Here is a 19,467-nt window from a genome sequence, read left to right as displayed (position 1 = left end):
AGAAAGCCAGCATGCGAGTCTTAGCAGCCATGAGCGGCGGAGTCGACTCCGCCGTAGCCGCAGCACGTGCCGTTGAAGCCGGCCACGACGTCGTCGGCGTTCACCTTGCGCTGTCCAGGATGCCAGGCACCCTGCGGACGGGCAGCCGCGGCTGCTGCACCATCGAAGACTCGCGCGACGCCTGGCGCGCCTGCGATGTGCTGGGCATTCCCTATTACGTCTGGGACTTCTCGGAACGCTTCAAGGAAGACGTCGTCCAGGACTTCATCGACGAATACGCTGCCGGCCGTACCCCCAATCCCTGCATGCGCTGCAACGAGCGGATCAAGTTTGCCGCCCTGCTGGAGAAAGCCATTGCCCTGGGATTCGATGCCGTCTGCACAGGGCATTACGCGAAGGTGATCACCGACGCCGACGGGAACCCGGAGCTCCACCGCGCAGCAGACTGGGCCAAGGACCAAAGCTACGTTCTGGGCGTGCTGACCCACGAACAGCTCAAGCATTCCATGTTCCCGTTGGCGGAGACGCCGTCCAAGGCTGAAGTGCGGGCAGAGGCCGAGCGCCGCGGGCTCTCCGTGGCCAACAAGCCGGACAGCCACGACATCTGCTTCATCCCCGACGGCGACACCGCCGGTTGGCTCGCCGAAAAAATCGAGATGACCACCGGTGACATCGTGGATGAGACCGGATCCAAGGTGGGCGAGCATCCGGGTGCGAACGCCTTTACTGTGGGCCAGCGCCGCGGCCTGAAGCTGGGCACGCCCGCAGCGGACGGCAAGCCAAGGTTTGTGCTGGAAATCCGGCCCAAGGAAAACAAGGTAGTGGTGGGGCCTCAGGCGCTGCTGGCCATCGACGAGATCCGCGGCATCAAGGTCTCTTGGGCCGGGCTGCCGATTGCGGAAATCGAAACGGGTGCCGAGTTTGAGTGCCATGCGCAGGTCCGCGCGCACGGCGACCCCGTGCCGGCAACCGCGCGCATGGTGCCCGTTCCCGGCGAGGAGGCGCCACAGCTGCTGGTGACCCTGACCGAACCGCTGCGGGGAGTGGCTCCCGGCCAGACGGTGGTCCTATACCAGGGCACCCGTGTGCTCGGCCAGGCCACTATCGACGCCGCCCGTTCGTTGCAGCGCGCCGAACTTTAGGCTGCTCTGGTCAGCCCGAGCAGAATCTTCTCCATGCTCAGGTAAATTTTGTGTCTCAACTCACAAAAATGCCGGTTGATGAGTCCGGCGTCTGATTGAATCTAGGCATCAGGACAGCGCGCTGCCCGCTCGAGTAAACACCCCTAGGCGGGCGGCAAACGCGTACTCATCGAACAGAAAGTTCACAGATGACCAAGAGCACTAAAGCCTTGCGCAGCGCAATCGCGCTCGCAGGCGTTTCCGCCTTCGCCTTGACTGCCTGCACGGGCCCCTCCGGCGGCGGCGGAAACAGCGCCACACCAGGGGATTCCTCGGGAAGCACCATTACGTACGGCACCACCGATAAGGTCACCGCCCTGGACCCGGCAGGTTCCTACGACAACGGTTCGTTCATGGTGATGAACCAGGTTTACTCCTTCTTGTTGAATTCGAAGCCCGGCGGCGCTGAGCCGGTGCCGGACCTGGCGGAATCGTCGTCGTTCACGAAGCCCACCGAGTTCACCGTCAAGCTCAAGAGCGGACTCAAATGGGCCAACGGGCACGACCTGGATTCCAAGGACGTCAAGTTCTCCTTTGACCGCCAGTCGAAGATCAATGACCCCAATGGGCCGGCATCGTTGCTAACCAACATCGAGTCAATTGCGACGCCCGACGCCACCACCGTGGTGTTCACGCTTAAGCAAGCCAACGATCAGACGTTCGCCCAGATCCTGCAAAGCCCCGCCGCTCCGATCGTTGACGACGAAGTCTTCCCGGCAGACAAGCTCCTCAGCGACGAGGAGATCGTTAAGGCGAACGCTTTCTACGGCCAGTACGTCATCGACTCCTACAGCAAGAACACGCTTGTCAGCCTGAAGGCATGGCCGGATTACAAAGGCGTCCTGGGCAAGCCTGCCAACGCCGGGGCCACCATCAAGTACTACACCGACCAGACGAACATGAAGCTGGAAGTCAAGGGCGGCCAGATCGATGTTGCCAACCGCAGCCTGAGCGCCACGGACATCGACGACCTCAAGAAAGACTCCAACGTCACTGTCAATATCGGCCCCGGCGGCGAGATGCGCTATGTCGTTTTCAACTTCGACACCATGCCCTTCGGAGCGAAGACCGCGGAAGCGGATCCCAAGAAGGCGCTGGCGGTCCGCCAGGCGGTGGCCAACCTCGTAGACCGTCAGGCCATTTCAGACCAGGTGTACAAGGGCACCTACCTGCCGATGTGGTCCAACGTCCCGTCGGGTTTCCTGGGCGCCAATGAGTCCTTCAAGCAGGCCTACGGCGACGGCTCCGGCAAGCCCAGCCTTGACAAGGCCAAGAAGGTCATGTCGGATGCCGGCATCACCGGCCCGGTGACCATCAAGCTTCAGTACAACCCTGACCACTACGGCAAGTCCTCCGGCGACGAATACGGCATGGTCAAGGACCAGTTGGAGAAGAGCGGGCTGTTCACGGTGGATCTGCAATCCACTGAGTGGGTCACCTACAACGCGGCCTCGAAGAAGGACAGCTACCCGGTTTACCAGCTGGGCTGGTTCCCCGACTTTAGTGATCCGGACAATTACCTGACGCCCTTCTTCCCCAAGGGCGGCTACATCAACAACCACTACTCCAACACGGACGTCGAGTCGCTGATCGCCAAGCAGTTGGTCACGGCGGACAAGTCGGAGCGCGAGAAGACCATCCAGGAAGTCCAGAATCAGCTGGCCAAGGACATCTCCACGTTGCCGTTGCTGCAGGGTGCCCAGGTAGCTGTGTCAGGGAAGGGTGTGAAGGGCGTGGATTCCACGCTGGACGCATCGTTCAAGTTCCGGCTCGGCCAGGTTTCCAAATAGCAGGCAGGGTTCTCGTAGCACCAAATAACCAGCGTCAGGAGGTGGGGCTCGACGGCCCCGCCTCCTGCGTTTTGGGTCCACATTTTTCAGTTTCAAACCAAGCAGGGACAGCATGACCACCTTGATTGATGCGCCGCCGCCCACGGTTGCGGCCCCCAAATCCAAATCCGCGGGAGGTGGCCTGGGGAAGTACATCCTGGTCCGCTTCCTGTTGATCTTTCCCACGATCTTCATTCTCGTCACACTGGTGTTCTTCCTCATGCGGATCACCGGCGATCCCATCACGGCTGCCCAGGGCGGCCGACTTCCGCAAGAACAAATTGATGCGCTGGTGCACCAGGCCGGCTACGACAGGCCGCTCTTCATTCAGTACCTCGAGTATCTTGGCCAGATCGCCACTGGAAACTTCGGCCGCACCATTTCTGACGGCAGGCCCGTTATTGAGATGCTCGCCAAATTTGGTGCCGCCACCCTTGAACTGGCCATCAACTCACTTGTTGTGGCACTGCTGGTGGGTATTCCGCTGGGCATGTTCGCGGCACACAAGCGGGACAAGGTTCCCGACGCCTTGCTGCGGTTCTTCGCCATCCTCTGCTACGCCACGCCCGTCTTCTTTGCTGGCCTGCTCCTGAAGCTCACTTTTTCCGTGGGCCTGGGCTGGTTTCCCGTCGCCGGCCGCGCTTCCACCACAACGGAACTGGCCATGAGCCGGTTATCGGCGCCCACCGGAATCTACTGGCTGGACGCCCTGCGGAGCAACGATCTGGCAGCCTTCGGCGACATCGTCCACCATGCGGTCCTGCCCGCCGTCGCGCTGGGGCTTCTGACAGCCGGTGTCTTCCTTCGCCTGGTCCGCACGAACGTGATTGGTACCCTCGGCAAGGATTACGTCGAGGCCGGCCGGTCCCGCGGAGTGAGCGAATACCGGCTGGTGACCAAGCACGCCTATAAGCCTGCACTGATCCCCATCATCACCGTCATGGGCCTCCAGATCGCGCTGCTGCTTGGCGGTGCAGTGCTGACGGAGACCACTTTCGAGTGGAAGGGCCTCGGCTACCAGCTGGCCCAGTACCTGACGGCACGCGACTTTGTGGCCGTCCAGGGCATCGTGATGCTGCTGGCCGTCATTGTGGCGGCCACTAACTTCGTGGTGGATATCCTGGCCGCCCTGATCGATCCGCGGGTGAGGTACTGATGAGCACCGAAGCATTCACGCCAGCCAAAAAGTCCTTGCTGGACAGGCTGCCCGTCTCGTCCCACATCCGGCGCAGCGTTGGCCTGCAGCGCACCATGCTGCTGATCGGCGTCGTCTTGTGCGCCGTGTTCTTGCTGGCGGCCATTTTTGCGCCGCTGCTCGCACCGTACGGCTACTCGCAGATTTCCGACGACGCCGGGACGTTTCCTGCGCAGGCTGCACCGGGTGGCAAGCATCCCTGGGGTACCACCGTGGGTGGCTATGACGTCCTGTCGCGGGTGATCTGGGGATCGCAGACAGCGGCCACGGTGATCGTGGTTGCCGTCCTCATGGCCATCTTCGTGGGGGTCTTCCTGGGCCTGGTCAGCGGCTACTTTGGCGGCTGGCTGGACCGGATCCTGGTTGTGGTCGCTGACGCGATCTACGCGTTCCCGACCCTCCTCCTGGCCATCGTGGTCTCAATCGCTATCAACAAGGGACAGTCCGGCTTCTGGGGCGGAATCCTCGCCTGTGGGTTTGCCATCACCGCCGTGTTTGTACCGCAGTATTTCCGAGTGATCAGGGCTGAGACCATCCGGCTCAAGGCCGAACCGTTTGTGGAATCCGCCCAGGTGGTGGGTGCCTCAAGCGCACGGATCATCGGCAGGCACATCTTTGCCAACGCCACCCGCACGCTTCCCCTGATCTTCACGCTGAACGCCTCGGAGGCCATCCTCACGCTGGCCGGTCTGGGCTTCCTCGGGTTCGGTATCGAACCGAGTTCCGCTGCCGAGTGGGGCTTCGACCTCAACAAAGCGATGTCTGATGCCTCGTCAGGTATTTGGTGGACGGGCGTCTTTCCTGGTGCGGCGATCGTCCTCACAGTCCTGGGCCTGACCCTGGTGGGGGAGAGCATGAATGACCTGAACGATCCGCGCCTGCGTGGACGCAGACGCGCAGGTTCCAAGCGCAAAGGCACAGAAGTGAAGAACCAGACGGAGGTGTCCGCATGAGCGGTCCGGAGATCATCGAAACCAGCGCCGGGCAGCCCACGGGACATGTCCTGGAAATCGACCACCTCAAAGTCACGTTCGCCACCGACGGCGGAGACGTTTACGCGGTTAAGGATGTGAGCCTGGACGTCCGTCCCGGCGAAGTCCTGGCCATCGTGGGTGAATCCGGCTCGGGAAAGACGGTGACAGCGAAAACCATTCTGGGACTGCTGCCGGAGACCGCAACCAGCGGCGGCGCGGTCCTGATCAATGGGAACAATGTGATCACTGTGAGCGCCTCGAAGCTGAGGCAGATCCGCGGCCGCGATGTGGCCATGGTGTTCCAGGAACCGTCCACCGCGCTGAACCCGGTTTTCACCGTCGGCTGGCAGATCGCCGAGGGCATCCGTGCCCACGCCGCCGGCGGCAAGCGCGTCACGGCCAAAGAAGCTAAAGCCCGGGCCATCGAGGCGCTGCGCAAAGTGGGGATCCCCGACCCGGAGCATCGCGTCAACTACTATCCGCATCAGTTCTCCGGTGGTCAAAAGCAGCGCGTCGTGATCGCGGCGGCCCTGGCGCTCAACCCGGGCCTCATCGTGGCGGATGAGCCCACCACCGCCCTGGACGTCACCGTTCAGGCGGAGATCCTGGAGCTCTTGCGCGACCTGCGGGACAAGTACGGCACCTCGATCGTGCTGATCACCCACAACATGGGGGTTGTGGCGGACCTCGCGGACCGGGTGGTGGTGATGTACCAGGGTGACGTCGTGGAGGAGGCGCCTGTGCGCGTGCTGTTCGCGGAACCGAAGCAGGACTACACCAGGAAGCTGCTGGCCGCGGTGCCACACCTGGGCCGGAATTCGGCGTCGGAAGGCTTGACGGAACGCGCCCACAAAAACTCGCCGGTGCTGGTGGACGCTGCCAACCTGACCATCGAGTACCCCGGCCGGTTGGGGACACCGGCCTTCAAGGCCGTGGACGGCGTCAGCTTCACCGTCTCCGAAGGGGAGGTGTTTGGGCTGGTGGGGGAATCCGGCTCAGGGAAGACCACCATCGGCCGCGCCATCGCCGGTCTGAACCGGACCACTGGCGGCAGCCTGAAGGTGCTCGGCTATGAAATGCTGAACTTCAAGGAACGCACGTTCAAACCGCTCCGGAAGGACATTGGCTTTGTCTTCCAGGATCCGGCCGCGTCCTTTAACCCGCAGCTGACCATCGGGGACTGCGTGGCGGAGCCCATGCTCATCCACACCAATCCCAGCCCGGCTCAGGCGCGCAAACGCGTGGGTGAGCTGCTCGAATCAGTGCAGCTGCCGGCGTCGTACGCTGACCGCTACCCGCATGAGCTCTCTGGTGGCCAGCGCCAACGGGCTTCGCTGGCGCGTGCCCTCATCCTGAACCCCAGGCTGCTGATCGCTGACGAGCCGACGTCGGCACTGGACGTTTCGGTGCAGGCGAAGGTGCTTGAACTCTTCAAGGAGATCCAGGCGGAGTTCGGGTTTGCGGCACTGTTCATCAGCCATGACCTCGCCGTGGTGGACATCCTCTCGCAGTGGGTGGGCGTGCTGTACAAGGGCAAGCTGGTGGAACAGGGGATCGGCAGCCAGGTGATGGGGGCCCCGCAGCACGACTACACCAAGCGTCTGATCGCGTCCCTGCCGGTCCCGGATCCGGACGAGCAGGCACGGCGGCGGGCGGCACACCGGGCGCTGCTGGCCACATAGACTTGGACCATGACGCAGCAAAACCAGGATGTTCCCGATGCCGAAACCTACGACGCCACCGCAAGTTCGCTGGCCGGCCAGGTAGACAACTCGGTGATGGCGGAACTGCTGTCAATCCGGTCCAGCATCGACAACATCGATGCCACTCTGGTCTATCTCCTGGCTGAGCGGTTCAAAGCGACCCAGAAGGTGGGCTTCCTCAAAGCGGCGCACCGGCTCCCGGCCGGCGATCCGGGCCGCGAAAGCGCCCAGATCGCCCGGCTGCGGCGGCTGGCTGAGGATGCCCACCTTGACCCCGCGTTCGCCGAAAAGTTCCTGAATTTCATCATCGGTGAGGTCATCCGCCATCACGAAGCCATCGCCGAGGATCACCAGGCCGCTGCAGAGTGGAAGTAACAGCTACCGCGCTGGGGCCCTGGCCGGGGGAAGACCCGGTGGAGGCCGCGCGGATCATCCGCGGCGAACTCGGCAGCCCGCACCTTCCGTTCCTGGCCGAACTTCCGGACCGCGGTGTCGGTTCGGATGCCTTGGGCCGCACGGCTTCACTCCTGGTGGAGCTGGCTGTGGACGTGCAGCCGTATGGTTGGCGGCTCGTGGACCGGCCCGGCAAGGATTTCCGTCGGGCCGCGTCGGCGCTGTCCACGGACATCAATGTCCTGGCGGACGTGGCAGGCGGGGAGGATACTCCCACCGGCGAACTTAAAGTCCAGCTGCTGGGCCCGCTCAGCCTGGCCGCCGGACTGCATCTGCACAACGGCGAACGCGCCCTGATCGACTACGGCGCCCGCCGGGACATCGCAGCCTCCCTGGCAGCCGGCGTGGGCAGCTACCTGTCCCGGGTCGCCAGCGCGGTGCCGGGCGCGAAGCTGGTGGTCCAGCTCGACGAACCTGATATTGCCGCCGTGTTGGCCGGCACCATTCCGACGTCGAGCGGTTACCGCACGTTGCGCGCAGTGGGCGGGCAGGAGGTCACCGAGTCCTGGCAGTTGGTCATTGAGGCGCTCAGGGCCGCCGGCGCCGTCGAAATCGTTGTCGCAGCGCCCGAGGTGGAGGCCCCGATCGAAAGGATCGTAACGGCGGGTGCGGACGGCGTGGCCCTTCCGTTGAAGGCACTGACATCGAGGCAGTGGGAGCAGTTGGCCGCCGCCGTGGAGGCGGGCAAACGGGTCTGGGCCGGTGCACTGGACCCCAACGCCCGCACTTTGCCGAAAGTGGCGGACGCCGTCGAATCGGTGTGGCGGCCGTGGCACCAGCTGGGACTGCCGGCGTCGTCCCTGGGCGGTGTCCGGGTTACGCCGGCCGGGGGACTGGCGGGCCTCACGCCGTCGGCCGCAACTGCCGTGCTGGGCAGGCTGACCCAAATGGCCGACGGACTGAACCAGCGGGCGCACGGGTAACCCAGCGCTGGGATTGGGAGCTACATGCGGTCTTCCCAACGCTCCGGCTGGGCGTAGCGGGGCAGGAAGTTCTGCGCCGAGCTGCCGCCAACGTACGGGCGCAGCCGGTACTGCATGTGGCCTGCGTAGACCAGCACCTCCCCGATCTGCGGCTGGAGGACCTTGACCTGGATCCGGTGCCGTCCGTTGCCGTCGGCGTCCTCCTCCCACCACTGCTCGGCGTAGGCCTTGGCATCCAAGGCTGCGGGCAGCGGCAGGCGAAGATGGCCAAGGAACAGCCGGGAGTCCTCTGACACCCCGCGCAGCCTGCCCTCCTCTGTGACGCTGAGTTTCAGGTCGGTGACCATGCGCCGGAACCTGCCTAAATAGTCCACCAGCCGCGGACCGCCGTCGGATTCCACCAGGCTGGTGGTGTCCTGGAAGATTCTGCTGCGGCTCGGGAAGCGGATCTCGCGCCGCGCGGTGAGGCTGGGGCGTCCGAACGGATCGAGGTGCGCGTGGTTTTCGATCCGGAACGGGATGCTTGCCCCAAATTCCGGGAAGAACGCTTCTTCCCCTGACGTCAGCTTCAGCAGCGGCCGCAACCACGCCTGGCGGCAGCCGGCGACGTCGAAAACGCCTTCGCCAACGCCATAGTGTCCGGAGCCCGGCAGGAGCGAAAAGTACTCCTGCAGTTCCGGTTGCAGTCGGGTGAACTCGTTGCCCAAGGCCTGCTGGTAAATAGGGACGTTCATCAATGACCTCCTGGACGGTGCCGCCGGCGGCGCCGCGGTTGATTCCCAATGTACCGGCCGGGACGCAACGCACTCCCGCCGGCTTCGCCATGCCGGAAGGGCGTTGAACAGGACAAACCCAGTTCAATAAGGGAATATATAACTATGAAGGCACGCATTCTGGTAGTAGATGATGACGAAGCGCTGGCCGAAATGATTGGAATTGTTCTGCGCAACGACGGCTTTGATCCCGTCTTCTGCGCCGATGGCAGTCAGGCCCTTGACGTTTTCCGTTCATCGAAGCCGGACCTCGTGCTGCTTGACCTCATGCTTCCCGGCGTGGACGGCATTGAGGTCTGCCGGCAGATCCGTTCCGAGTCGGATGTACCCATCGTGATGCTCACCGCCAAATCAGACACGTCCGACGTCGTCCGCGGGCTTGAGTCCGGGGCCGACGACTATGTGCCCAAACCGTTTAAGCCCGCTGAGTTGGTTGCCCGCGTCCGGGCACGCCTGCGACCCGGCGATCAGAAGGCGCCCGAAACGCTGCGGATCGCTGACGTCACCATTGACGTTGCAGGCCACACGGTCAAGCGGGCCGACGAACGCATTTCGCTGACGCCCCTGGAGTTCGACCTCTTGGTGGCGCTGGCGCGGAAGCCATGGCAGGTGTTCACCCGCGAGCTGCTGCTGGAACAGGTCTGGGGCTACCGTCACGCGGCAGACACCCGGCTGGTCAACGTCCACGTACAGCGGCTCCGGTCCAAGATTGAGCGGGACCCGGAAGCCCCGGAAGTTGTATTGACGGTTCGTGGTGTCGGCTACAAAGCAGGTTCCTGAGTCCTCGGGACCAGAAGGCGCCCACGACCCGGACCCGGCCGCGGCCAAAGGGCCCGAACACACTGACGCGTTGGCCGCAGAGCTGGCGGCGTTGCCTTTCCGTGCGCGGATCTGGCGGCGCCGTGGCATCATCGTTGGAGTCCGGGTGGCGCGGCTGGTCCGTGTCGGGCTGAGTAGTTTCTTCCCGGCTGTGCGCTATCTGGGACGTTCCCTGCATCAGCGCTGGCGCCGGTCCCTGCAGTTCCGGACAGTCCTCACCACCCTTATGCTGGCCGTGACGTCCTTCGGCGTCGTGGGTGCGTACCTCTCCAATCAGATCGCCAACAACCTGTTCCAGGAGCGGCTGACGCAAGCTGAATCCGAGACCCGCTACAACGTCAAGCAGGTGCAGGAGACGTTCGACGGCGCCCAGGTCACGGACCAATCCAGCGTCATCACCCTGGTGTACGACACCCTGAACGCCGTGGAGGGCCGCGGTTCCGTCATCCAGCGCCGCTACGTCTTCGAAGCCAAGCCCGAGCAGACCAAACCCAGGAACCGATGGGTGGAGTCGCGGGCATCAGACCAGCTGACCGTCAGCGTCATCCCGCCCGACCTGCGGAAGGCCGTCCAGGATTCCGGCAAGGACCAGTACTGGGCATCCACCGTGATTCCCGTGGGTACCGAGGACAGGCCGGGCATCGCCGTGGGCAACCTGGTGACCTTTAACGGGACCGTGTACGAGCTGTACCTGATTTACGACCTCAACACCGCCCAGCAGACGCTTGACGAAATCCAGGGCGTCCTCCTGGCCGGCGGAGCCGTGCTGGTGCTGATGATCGGGGCCATCGCCTGGTACGTCACCCGTAACGTGGTCAGCCCGGTCAGCCACGCGGCCCTGGTGTCCGAGAAGCTCGCGGCCGGGCAGCTACAGGAGCGCATGGTGGTCAAAGGTGAGGACGAAGTGGCCCGCCTCGGTGCATCGTTCAACCACATGGCAGCCAGCCTCCAGGAACAGATCACGCAGCTGGCCACGCTGTCCCAGATGCAGCAGCGGTTTGTCTCCGATGTTTCACACGAACTCCGGACCCCGCTGACCACCGTACGTATGGCCGCCGAGGTGCTTTACGATGCCCGCCACGACTTCGACCCCATCAACAAGCGCTCAGCGGAACTTCTCTACAACCAGGTGGAGCGGTTCCAGTCCCTGCTGGCGGACCTCCTCGAGATTTCCCGTTTCGACGCCGGCGTGGCCATGCTCGACGCCGAGCCCGAGGACATCGTGCAGGTCATCGCCCATGTCATTGAGGGAGCAACTCCCGTGGCAGCGGAATACGGCTCGGAAATCATCCTGCACGCACCCGCCGGCGGCATCGTTGCGGAGATGGACGCCAGGCGAATCGACAGGATCCTGCGGAACCTCATCCTGAATGCGGTGGAGCACGGGGAGGGCAGGCCGGTCACGGTTACCGTCGCGGCCAACCAGACGGCAGTGGGAGTTGCTGTCCGGGACCAGGGGATCGGCATGACGCCAGCTGAAGCGGCCCGCGTGTTTGACCGGTTCTGGCGGGCGGATCCTGCCCGCGCCCGGACCACCGGAGGCAGCGGGCTGGGCCTGTCCATCGCCATGGAGGACACCAAACTCCACAACGGCTGGCTGCAGGCGTGGGGGAACAAGGGCAGCGGGTCCAATTTCCGGCTGACTGTCCCCTTGCGCCAGGGCGAGGAGATCGACCGTTCGCCGGTCCAGCTTGAGCCGGGCGACATCATCCTGCCGGGCGGGCACAACGATAAAAACATCCTGGTGGCTGGACCTGGAATTGTATCCGGACCCGAAGCTGGGTCCGCTTCCGGGCCCGACGACAGTGTCGCGGGAGCCGGCGGTACGGTCGGCAGTACGGCGCCCGGCGCCGCCAGCGCAGCGGCCGGGACCACCTCGACGAAGGACCAGTCATGACACGAACAAGCGTCACCGGTCCGGCAAAGCGCGGGCTGCTCAGAGCCTTGATTCTCCTGGTGGTGTTGTTCCTCCTCGCCTCGTGTGCCCGTATCCCCATCTCGGGACCGGTGGGAAAGAGCGAGGAAGGCAGTGCGGGCAACGTGAATGCCCCGGTGTTCCTGCCGGCCGCGCCTCAGGCCGGGGCAACTCCGGAGAACATCATCGATTATTTCTACCGTGCAGGCACCGGGTACGAGGGGGACTACGCGGTTGCCCGTGAGTACCTGACCCAGGCCGCATCCGTGTCCTGGAAACCCGATCAGCGGGCCCTCGTTTACCGTTCAGCAACCGTGGTGGAGACCGGCGTCGATAACGTTTACAACTACCAGCTGGACGTGGCCTACACCGTGGACGTCGACGGCATTGCCACACAGTCTCCGGAAGGAACCATCGAGAACATTCCGGTGACGCTCACCCAAGTGGACGGTGAGTGGCGGATTTCGGCCATCCCCAACGGGACGGCGATCCCTGAGGAGACGTTCAAGGTCATCTACGGCGCCTACCCCATCTACTTCTATGACCCCAGCTTTACTTATGCAGTTCCGGACGTCCGTTGGTTCATCAAGAACAAGACGGTCAAGGCCATGACCAGCGCCCTGCTGGCAGGTCCCGCACCGTATCTGCGCGGAGCCGTGGTGAGCGCGTTCCCGTCAGGTATGAAGCTGGCGCGCGAGTCCGTCCCGGTGGTGTCCGGGGCAGCCCAGGTGGACCTCTCCGCCAAGGAGCTCACCGAGGCGTCCACGGAGGACCGGCTCCGGATGCAGACTCAGCTGGCGCTTACCTTCCGCAGCCAGCCCGACGTCGTCAACGTTGAGTTGCGTGCCAACCAAGACCTGGTGCGGGTGGAAGACAACGGCTCCGTGCTGCCCCCTGTGCGGGACAAGAACGTGCCCGCGCGGGAGATTGCCATCAGCGGCAACGAACTGGTGCGTTACGAGAACAACAGGGTGTCCCCGCTTCCGGACATGCAGCCTGTGTCCTCGCTTGGCCCCCGCTACCCTGCAGAGTCGCCGGTGTCCCAGACGGTCGCCTTCCTCAATGAAAGCCGGACGACGCTTTACAGCCTGGTGCCGGGCCAGCCGGCGCGCGCCCTGAGCACCCGGAGCACCCTCACACATCCTTCATTCAGCCTTCATGACTGGGTATGGACCGCCGGCCCCGGCGCTACCGGCGGCACTGAGGTGGTTGCCTACCGGCCGGCCGGAGTGCCTGAGGGAGCCACCGTTCCCACTGTCACGATGACGCCGGCGTGGCTGGCCGGCAGGACCGTCAAGGATTTCAGGATCTCCCGGGAGGGCGTCCGTGCCCTGGTGATTTCGGAACAGAACGGCCAGACCAAGGTCCAGGTAACGGGAATCATCCGCAATGCTGACGGAACGCCCCGGGAATTGACCACCCCCATCACCCTCGTGACGGAAAGCAACCCGGAGCAGGGGGTTTGGGTCAGCGACACAACCGTTGCCGTGATGAAGGGGTCCGCCAGCGCCAACGTCACCCCGGAACTGTTGTCCCTCACTTCCGGGCAACCCCAGCAGTTGGCTCCCTGGCCCGGCCTGGTGTGGCTCAGCGCAGGCAACGGTCCCGAGGAAGTCTACGGACAGTCTGCCGAGGGTATTTTCCAGCGGCTGGGGAACGGCTGGTCGCCCCAGCTCAAGGGTCCCATCGATCCGTCCTTCCCGGGATAGCAGTTCTCCACATACGGCGCATGTCAGGTACCTTAGCCGCGGCGACCGGGCGAGCATGGAGGTGTGCGAAATGAACAGTCGCAGCGGCGTCCGGCGGGCAGTCCTGCCAAGGCGGTGGCTGCTCCGGATCCGGACCTCAGGCCGCCCCTGCCGTCTGCCAGGCACCGCGGCGGGCAGCCCCGTACGTGGTTGCGGGCCGCGGACCACGTTGCCGGCGCCGCGGCCGAGCTTCTGGCGCTTGCGGTTCCGGTGGACTGTGTCTGCTGCGGTGCAGAGGACCTGGCACTGTGCGTGGCCTGTGAACGGCAGGTGCGGCTCCTAACCAGGCACCCGTTCAGGGCCGAGCAGCAGGCGCCGGCGCTGATGAACGTCGACGGCGGCATCATCCTCCCCGTAGTCGCGGCCGGGGTGTATCGCGAGGAGTTGGCCCAAGCCCTTTTGTCGTTCAAGCGCCACGGACAGCACCAGCTCAAGGCAGTCTTTGCCAAGGGCCTGGGTCACGGCATTGCCGCAGCAGCTGCCGGGCTCGACGATGTCTGCCTGGTTCCGGTACCCAGCAGCGCCGGCGCATTCATCAAGCGGGGATTCAGTCCTATCCACCTGCTGCTGTCCGCGTGGCTGCACCTCCAGCACCAGAGCCGCACCCGCGCCGCACCGCAGATAGTGGACGTACTCAGGAAATCGCGGCGAGCGGCCTTGCAGCAGCTTCCCGGCGGCCAGAAGGGCCTTGGACGGGGAGCCAGGGCCGCCAGGGTAAGGGGGTCCATGAAGGTCCCGGGACACAAGCGGACGCAGGTCGCGGGACGCCGGTGCATCATCGTGGATGACGTCCTCACCACAGGCGCCACGCTTGCCGAAGCGGCCCGCGCTCTGCACCTCAGCGGAGCCGTTGTTGCCGGTGCCGTGGTCCTCGCGGCGACACGCCCGCCTGATTCAGCCGGGAGCGGAGCTGGAGCCCCGGCGGACGGCGGAATGCCGCCCGTCTTAGGAAAAAATAAACGAATAAAGGATGAATAAGCGGTGGCGATGAACTAACGTCGTTGGTGGGTACCAAGAACAAGTTGTACCTTTCGATGGCGGCTCGGAAAGGGGCTCGACTGTCAATCAGATCGGCCTCTGGCAAGTGCCGTCGTCGTGTCACCGAAGTCATTTGGAGGGCACCATGGAGTTTATGATCAGCGGACGAAATCTGACGGTCTCAGACCGATTCCGCGAATACGCCGGTGAGAAGATCTCGAAGATCGAGTCACTGGGCGACAAGGTCCAGCGGGTGGATGCGAAGGTGTCCAAAGAGACGAACGCACGCCAGACCGGCGACCAACTCACCGTTGAGGTAACTGTTCTGGGCCGAGGACCCGTGATCCGCGCGGAAGCCAGCGCCGCAGACAAATTCGCGGCATTTGATCTCGCCTACACCAAACTGCTTGAGCGCCTCCGCCGGGCCAAGGACCGCAAGAAGGTCCACCACGGCCGCCACACCCCCAAGGCAGTACGCGAAGCAACTGCTTCATTGGAGCCCGCCAGCACCAGTGAACCGCTTTATGTCGAGGCAAGCCATCGAAACGAACCGCAGGCAGCACCTGCCGAATCATCGCCTTATGACCTCGAAAACGACATTCCTGCAGGGGATTCCCCGGTGCTGATCCGGCGCAAGGTTTTCCCCGCTGCCTCCCTGAGCCTCGACGACGCCGTGGACAACATGGAGCTCGTGGGCCACGATTTCTACCTGTTTGTCGACAAAGCCACCAACACCCCCTCTGTCGTCTACCGCCGACGCGGCTGGACGTACGGGGTCATCACCCTCGACCACGAATGCGAACCTGGGGACACCGTGGTCGAAGAGAAGATTCTTGCTTACCGTTCCGACGATCAGGCTGCGAAAGTCTAGGGTGGTTCCCACCCGTCAATGAAGGGACTGATGTGCCAGCAACGCTGAGCCTTGACCAGGCCCGGCGGATAGCACTGGCAGCACAAGGACTCGACAAAGGACGGCCTGCCGGCCCCGTGACCTCACGGGCGGTGGGCCGTACCTTTGCCCGGCTCCAGCTGGTCCAGATCGACTCCGTCAATGTGCTGTCCCGAAGTCACTTGCTTCCCTTCTTTTCGAGACTGGGAAATTACGACCGCACCATCCTGCAGCGGATGTCCGGGACGCACCCCCGGCGCATGATGGAGTATTGGGCGCACGAGGCCAGCTTCATCCGGCCGGAACTCTTCCCGGACCTCGTCCTGTGGCAGAAACGCTCATGGGTGGGCGCCGGAGCGCTGGACCCCGCGCTGCGCGAAGGGGTGACCGGAAAAATCCTTGATGTCCTGGCCGCCGGAAAGCCCCTGACGGCAGCGGAACTGACGGCGAAAATCGGGCATGTCGAGGACCGCCGGACCGAGAACTGGGGATGGAACTGGAATGCCGTCAAACGGGTTCTCGAGCACCTCTTCGAGGACGGCCTGATCTCGGCGGCATCCAGAAGCGAGCAGTTCGAGCGAAGGTATGCACTCACCGAGCGGGTTCTGCCGGACCGGCTGGCGTTAGCGGAGAGTCAGCGGGACCCCGTAGACGCCATGCGCCGCCTCATCGACGCAGCCGCGCAGGCGCACGGTCTTGGCACTGTGCGCTGCTTCGCAGACTACTTCCGCACACCGGTCAAAGCTGCGGCCGCCGCCGTCGAACATCTCGTCAGTACCGGAAGGCTGGAGCCTGTCACCGTCACGGGGTGGGGCCGTAAGGTCTACCTGCACACGGATGCCAGGCTGCCGCGGCGGGCTGCCGGACGGGCGTTGTTGAGTCCTTTCGATTCGCTGGTATTCGAGCGGCGCAGGCTTGAGGAGTTATTTGGCTTTCACTACCGGATCGAAATTTACACGCCCGAGCGCTTACGGCGTTACGGTTACTACGTCCTGCCGTTCCTCCTGGGGGACAGGATCGTGGCGCGCGTGGACCTGAAGGCAGACCGTGCGGCCGGCAAGCTCCTGGTCAGATCTGCGCACGGGGAGCAGGACGCGCCGCCGGGGACCGCCGTCGAACTTTCCGAAGAACTGGAGCTCATGGCCGAGTGGCTCGGATTGGGGGACATCGTGGTCAGCCCGGTGGGGGACCTGGCCGAGCCCCTTGCGGCGGCATTCCGCCACGGTGTCAGGGGCGATCCGCTCTCAGGGAACACCGGCCGCGTGGCCTGTGTCTCTCCCGTAGACTAAAAACGCCAGAATTCGGCAGCATAAGACTGGGAGTATCTTCACGTGGCATCACTTATCGAAAAACTTCTCCGTACGGGTGACAAAAAAACCCTGCGGCAACTTCGGAACTATGCCGACTCCATCAATGCTCTCGAAGAATCGTTCCAAACCTTCACGGACGCGGAACTCCGCGAGGAGACCGACCGCCTCCGCGCCCGCCACCAGGACGGCGAGCAGTTGGACGATCTGTTGCCCGAGGCCTTCGCTGCCGTGCGTGAGGCGTCGTCGCGCACCTTGGGCATGCGCCACTTCGACGTCCAGTTGATGGGTGGCGCTGCCCTCCACCTGGGCAACATTGCCGAAATGAAGACCGGTGAAGGAAAGACCCTCGTGGCCACCGCTCCGGCTTACCTCAACGCCCTCACGGGCAATGGCGTCCACGTGATTACCGTGAACGACTACCTTGCCGAATACCAGTCGGACCTGATGGGCAGGGTCTACCGATTCCTCGGCCTGACCAGCGGCTGCATCCTCTCCAACCAGGATCCCGCTGTGCGCCGGCAGATGTACGCCGCGGACATCACGTACGGCACCAACAACGAATTCGGCTTCGACTACCTGCGCGACAACATGGCGTGGGACAAGTCGGAGCTGGTGCAGCGCGGCCACAACTTCGCCATCGTGGATGAGGTTGACTCCATCCTCATCGACGAGGCGCGTACCCCGCTGATCATTTCCGGCCCCGCCCAGGGCGACACCAACCGCTGGTACAGCGAATTCGCCAAGGTGGTCCAGCGCCTGAAAGCGGGCGAAGATTACGAGGCTGATGAGAAGAAACGCACGGTCGGTGTCCTGGAGAGCGGCATCGAAAAAGTGGAGGACTACCTCGGCATTCAGAACCTCTACGAGTCCGCGAACACCCCGCTGATCGGCTTCCTGAACAACGCCATCAAGGCCAAGGAACTTTTCAAGCGCGACAAGGACTACGTCATCCTCGACGGCGAAGTGCTCATCGTTGACGAGCACACCGGACGTATTCTCGCCGGCCGCCGCTACAACGAGGGCATGCACCAGGCCATTGAGGCGAAGGAAGCCGTTGAGATCAAGGCCGAAAACCAGACCTTGGCCACGGTGACCCTCCAGAACTACTTCCGCATGTATGCCAAGCTCTCCGGTATGACCGGCACGGCCGAGACTGAGGCCGCCGAGTTCATGAGCACCTACAAGCTGGGCGTTGTGGCCATCCCCACCAACCGGGACATGCAGCGCATCGACCAGTCGGACCTCGTCTACAAGAACGAGACCGTCAAGTTCGACGCCGTGGTGCAGGACATCGCCGAACGCCATGAAAACGGGCAGCCGGTCCTCGTGGGCACCACCAGCGTTGAGAAGAGCGAATACCTGTCCCGGCTGCTCGCCAAGGAAGGCATGCGGCACGAGGTCCTGAACGCCAAGAACCACGCCCGTGAAGCCGCCATCGTGGCGCAGGCGGGGCGCAAGGGTGCTGTCACGGTGGCCACCAACATGGCAGGCCGCGGCACTGACATCATGCTGGGCGGCAACGCCGAGTTCACGGCCGTGGCCGAACTGGCCAAGCGCGGGCTGGATCCAGAGGAAAACTCCGACGAGTATGAGGCCGCATGGCCTGCCGCCCTGGAAGCGGCCAAGCAGGCCGTCAAGGACGAGCATGAGGAAGTGCTGAACACCGGCGGCCTTTACGTCCTGGGGACGGAACGGCACGAGTCCCGGCGCATCGACAACCAGCTTCGCGGCCGCTCCGGCCGCCAGGGCGATCCCGGCGAGTCACGTTTCTACCTGTCGCTGACCGATGACCTGATGCGGCTCTTCAACTCAGGTGCCGCCGAGCGCCTGATGAACAGCTCCGTCCCGGACGACGTCGCGTTGGAATCCAAACTTGTCTCCCGCGCCATCGCGTCGGCGCAGGGCCAGGTGGAGGGCCGTAACGCCGAGCAGCGCAAGAACGTGCTGAAGTACGACGACGTCCTGAACCGCCAGCGCGAAGCAATCTACGGTGATCGGCGCCGGATCCTGGAAGGCGACGATCTCCACGAGAAGGTCCAGTTCTTCATTGAGGACACCATCACCGCGCTCATTGACGCGGCCACCGCTGAAGGCAACGGCGACGATTGGGACTTCACCCAGCTGTGGACCAACCTGAAGACGCTGTACCCCGTCAGCGTCACCCCGGAGGAGATCCTCGAGGAAGCCGGCGGCAAGTCCCGGCTCACCGTTGAATTCCTCAAGGAGGAGCTGCTCTCCGACGCCCGCCTGGTCTACCAGGCACGGGAAGAGACCATCGGCTCCGAGAGCATGCGTGAGCTGGAACGCCGGGTGGTGCTTTCTGTGATCGGCCGCAAATGGCAGGAACATCTCTACGAGATGGATTACCTTAAGGAAGGCATCGGCCTGCGGGCCATGGCCCAGCGCGACCCGTTGGTGGAATACCAGCGTGAGGGTTTCACCATGTTCCAGGCCATGATGGAGGCCATCCGCGAAGAGAGCGTCGGCTTCCTGTACAACCTCGAAGTTGAGGTCACCCCGGCGCAGGACGTTGTGGTGTCCGACGCCGCCGGTGGCCACACGGAGCACGTCGAACCGCAGATCCACGCCGCCGGCCTGGAAGCGCCGGAGAAGCCTGCGCAGCTGCAGTACACCGCCCCCGGCGAGGACGGTGCCACGCAGACCCGCGTTGAAGGGCGTGCTTCTTCACGGTCCGGCAACCCCGCCAAGGCAGCATCGCAGGATGCTGCTAAGCGGCAGACAAAGAAGAAGCGCCGCTGACCGCGGCGTGACGACAG

Annotated in this window: 15 protein-coding genes; 14 read left to right on the top strand and 1 reads right to left on the bottom strand. The window is 63.9% G+C overall.

Annotated elements, in window-relative coordinates:
- Positions 1 to 11 precede the first annotated feature (11 nt).
- From mnmA to AC1MCD_RS13040, 7 genes are all read left to right on the top strand, one after another.
- Positions 12 to 1,142: a tRNA 2-thiouridine(34) synthase MnmA gene (mnmA, locus tag AC1MCD_RS13070; protein WP_498672569.1), complete on the top strand. Its 1,131-nt coding sequence runs from the start codon at positions 12 to 14 to the stop codon at positions 1,140 to 1,142.
- Positions 1,143 to 1,330: 188 nt separating this feature from the next.
- On the top strand, positions 1,331 to 2,971 hold the full coding sequence (locus AC1MCD_RS13065; RefSeq protein WP_498672566.1) for an ABC transporter substrate-binding protein: 1,641 nt from the start codon (positions 1,331 to 1,333) through the stop codon (positions 2,969 to 2,971).
- 112 nt (positions 2,972 to 3,083) lie between these two features.
- Positions 3,084 to 4,166 (top strand): ABC transporter permease, encoded by a 1,083-nt coding sequence (locus tag AC1MCD_RS13060; RefSeq protein ID WP_498672564.1) that lies wholly within the window; start codon positions 3,084 to 3,086, stop codon positions 4,164 to 4,166.
- A complete protein-coding gene (locus AC1MCD_RS13055) occupies positions 4,166 to 5,158 on the top strand; it encodes an ABC transporter permease (RefSeq protein WP_498672562.1) in 993 nt (330 codons plus the stop codon). The genes AC1MCD_RS13060 and AC1MCD_RS13055 overlap by 1 nt, the downstream gene beginning before the upstream one ends.
- The gene (locus AC1MCD_RS13050; protein ID WP_498672560.1) at positions 5,155 to 6,861 is read left to right on the top strand and encodes an ABC transporter ATP-binding protein; all 1,707 of its coding nucleotides are present in this window, start codon (positions 5,155 to 5,157) and stop codon (positions 6,859 to 6,861) included. The genes AC1MCD_RS13055 and AC1MCD_RS13050 overlap by 4 nt, the downstream gene beginning before the upstream one ends.
- 9 nt (positions 6,862 to 6,870) lie before the next feature.
- The gene (locus AC1MCD_RS13045) at positions 6,871 to 7,257 is read left to right on the top strand and encodes a chorismate mutase (protein WP_498672559.1); all 387 of its coding nucleotides are present in this window, start codon (positions 6,871 to 6,873) and stop codon (positions 7,255 to 7,257) included.
- Complete coding sequence (locus AC1MCD_RS13040) at positions 7,248 to 8,258, top strand: uroporphyrinogen decarboxylase/cobalamine-independent methonine synthase family protein (RefSeq protein ID WP_498672557.1); 1,011 nt, start codon at positions 7,248 to 7,250, stop codon at positions 8,256 to 8,258. Before AC1MCD_RS13045 ends, AC1MCD_RS13040 begins: the two co-directional genes overlap by 10 nt.
- A gap of 20 nt (positions 8,259 to 8,278) precedes the next feature.
- On the opposite strand, the gene AC1MCD_RS13035 is transcribed toward AC1MCD_RS13040, so the two are convergent.
- Positions 8,279 to 8,992: a DUF4166 domain-containing protein gene (locus AC1MCD_RS13035; protein ID WP_498672556.1), complete on the bottom strand. Its 714-nt coding sequence runs from the start codon at positions 8,990 to 8,992 to the stop codon at positions 8,279 to 8,281.
- Positions 8,993 to 9,136: 144 nt separating this feature from the next.
- Between AC1MCD_RS13035 and mtrA the strand changes: the two genes are divergently transcribed.
- The 7 genes from mtrA to secA all read left to right on the top strand — a co-directional run bounded on the left by mtrA (position 9,137) and on the right by secA (position 19,450).
- Positions 9,137 to 9,811, top strand: a complete 675-nt coding sequence (gene mtrA, locus AC1MCD_RS13030; RefSeq protein ID WP_498672555.1) for an MtrAB system response regulator MtrA — start codon at positions 9,137 to 9,139, stop codon at positions 9,809 to 9,811.
- Positions 9,783 to 11,747 (top strand): MtrAB system histidine kinase MtrB, encoded by a 1,965-nt coding sequence (gene mtrB, locus AC1MCD_RS13025; RefSeq protein ID WP_498672554.1) that lies wholly within the window; start codon positions 9,783 to 9,785, stop codon positions 11,745 to 11,747. The genes mtrA and mtrB overlap by 29 nt, the downstream gene beginning before the upstream one ends.
- Entirely contained in the window at positions 11,744 to 13,474 is a 1,731-nt protein-coding gene (locus tag AC1MCD_RS13020) for an LpqB family beta-propeller domain-containing protein (RefSeq protein WP_498672552.1), read from the top strand. The genes mtrB and AC1MCD_RS13020 overlap by 4 nt, the downstream gene beginning before the upstream one ends.
- Positions 13,475 to 13,537: 63 nt before the next feature.
- The gene (locus AC1MCD_RS13015) at positions 13,538 to 14,491 is read left to right on the top strand and encodes a ComF family protein (protein ID WP_498672550.1); all 954 of its coding nucleotides are present in this window, start codon (positions 13,538 to 13,540) and stop codon (positions 14,489 to 14,491) included.
- 145 nt (positions 14,492 to 14,636) lie between these two features.
- The gene (hpf, locus tag AC1MCD_RS13010) at positions 14,637 to 15,362 is read left to right on the top strand and encodes a ribosome hibernation-promoting factor, HPF/YfiA family (protein WP_498672548.1); all 726 of its coding nucleotides are present in this window, start codon (positions 14,637 to 14,639) and stop codon (positions 15,360 to 15,362) included.
- Positions 15,363 to 15,394: 32 nt separating this feature from the next.
- Entirely contained in the window at positions 15,395 to 16,669 is a 1,275-nt protein-coding gene (locus AC1MCD_RS13005; RefSeq protein WP_498672546.1) for a winged helix-turn-helix domain-containing protein, read from the top strand.
- A 42-nt stretch (positions 16,670 to 16,711) separates the two neighbouring features.
- Positions 16,712 to 19,450: a preprotein translocase subunit SecA gene (secA, locus tag AC1MCD_RS13000; protein ID WP_498672544.1), complete on the top strand. Its 2,739-nt coding sequence runs from the start codon at positions 16,712 to 16,714 to the stop codon at positions 19,448 to 19,450.
- Positions 19,451 to 19,467 lie beyond the last annotated feature (17 nt).

The sequence above is a fragment of the Arthrobacter sp. BF1 genome, from assembly GCF_056680215.1.
The sequence above is the reverse complement of the archived record's forward strand: the minus strand, read 5'-3'. Positions and strand labels throughout refer to the sequence as shown.

Coding starts and splice junctions, on each gene's coding strand:
- mtrA (WP_498672555.1), top strand. CDS start 9,137: ATGAAGGCACGCATTCTGGTAGTAGATGATGACGAAGCGCTGGCCGAA.
- AC1MCD_RS13020 (WP_498672552.1), top strand. CDS start 11,744: ATGACACGAACAAGCGTCACCGGTCCGGCAAAGCGCGGGCTGCTCAGA.
- AC1MCD_RS13060 (WP_498672564.1), top strand. CDS start 3,084: ATGACCACCTTGATTGATGCGCCGCCGCCCACGGTTGCGGCCCCCAAA.
- AC1MCD_RS13055 (WP_498672562.1), top strand. CDS start 4,166: ATGAGCACCGAAGCATTCACGCCAGCCAAAAAGTCCTTGCTGGACAGG.
- AC1MCD_RS13045 (WP_498672559.1), top strand. CDS start 6,871: ATGACGCAGCAAAACCAGGATGTTCCCGATGCCGAAACCTACGACGCC.
- AC1MCD_RS13065 (WP_498672566.1), top strand. CDS start 1,331: ATGACCAAGAGCACTAAAGCCTTGCGCAGCGCAATCGCGCTCGCAGGC.
- hpf (WP_498672548.1), top strand. CDS start 14,637: ATGGAGTTTATGATCAGCGGACGAAATCTGACGGTCTCAGACCGATTC.
- AC1MCD_RS13050 (WP_498672560.1), top strand. CDS start 5,155: ATGAGCGGTCCGGAGATCATCGAAACCAGCGCCGGGCAGCCCACGGGA.
- mnmA (WP_498672569.1), top strand. CDS start 12: ATGCGAGTCTTAGCAGCCATGAGCGGCGGAGTCGACTCCGCCGTAGCC.
- AC1MCD_RS13035 (WP_498672556.1), bottom strand. CDS start 8,992: ATGAACGTCCCTATTTACCAGCAGGCCTTGGGCAACGAGTTCACCCGA.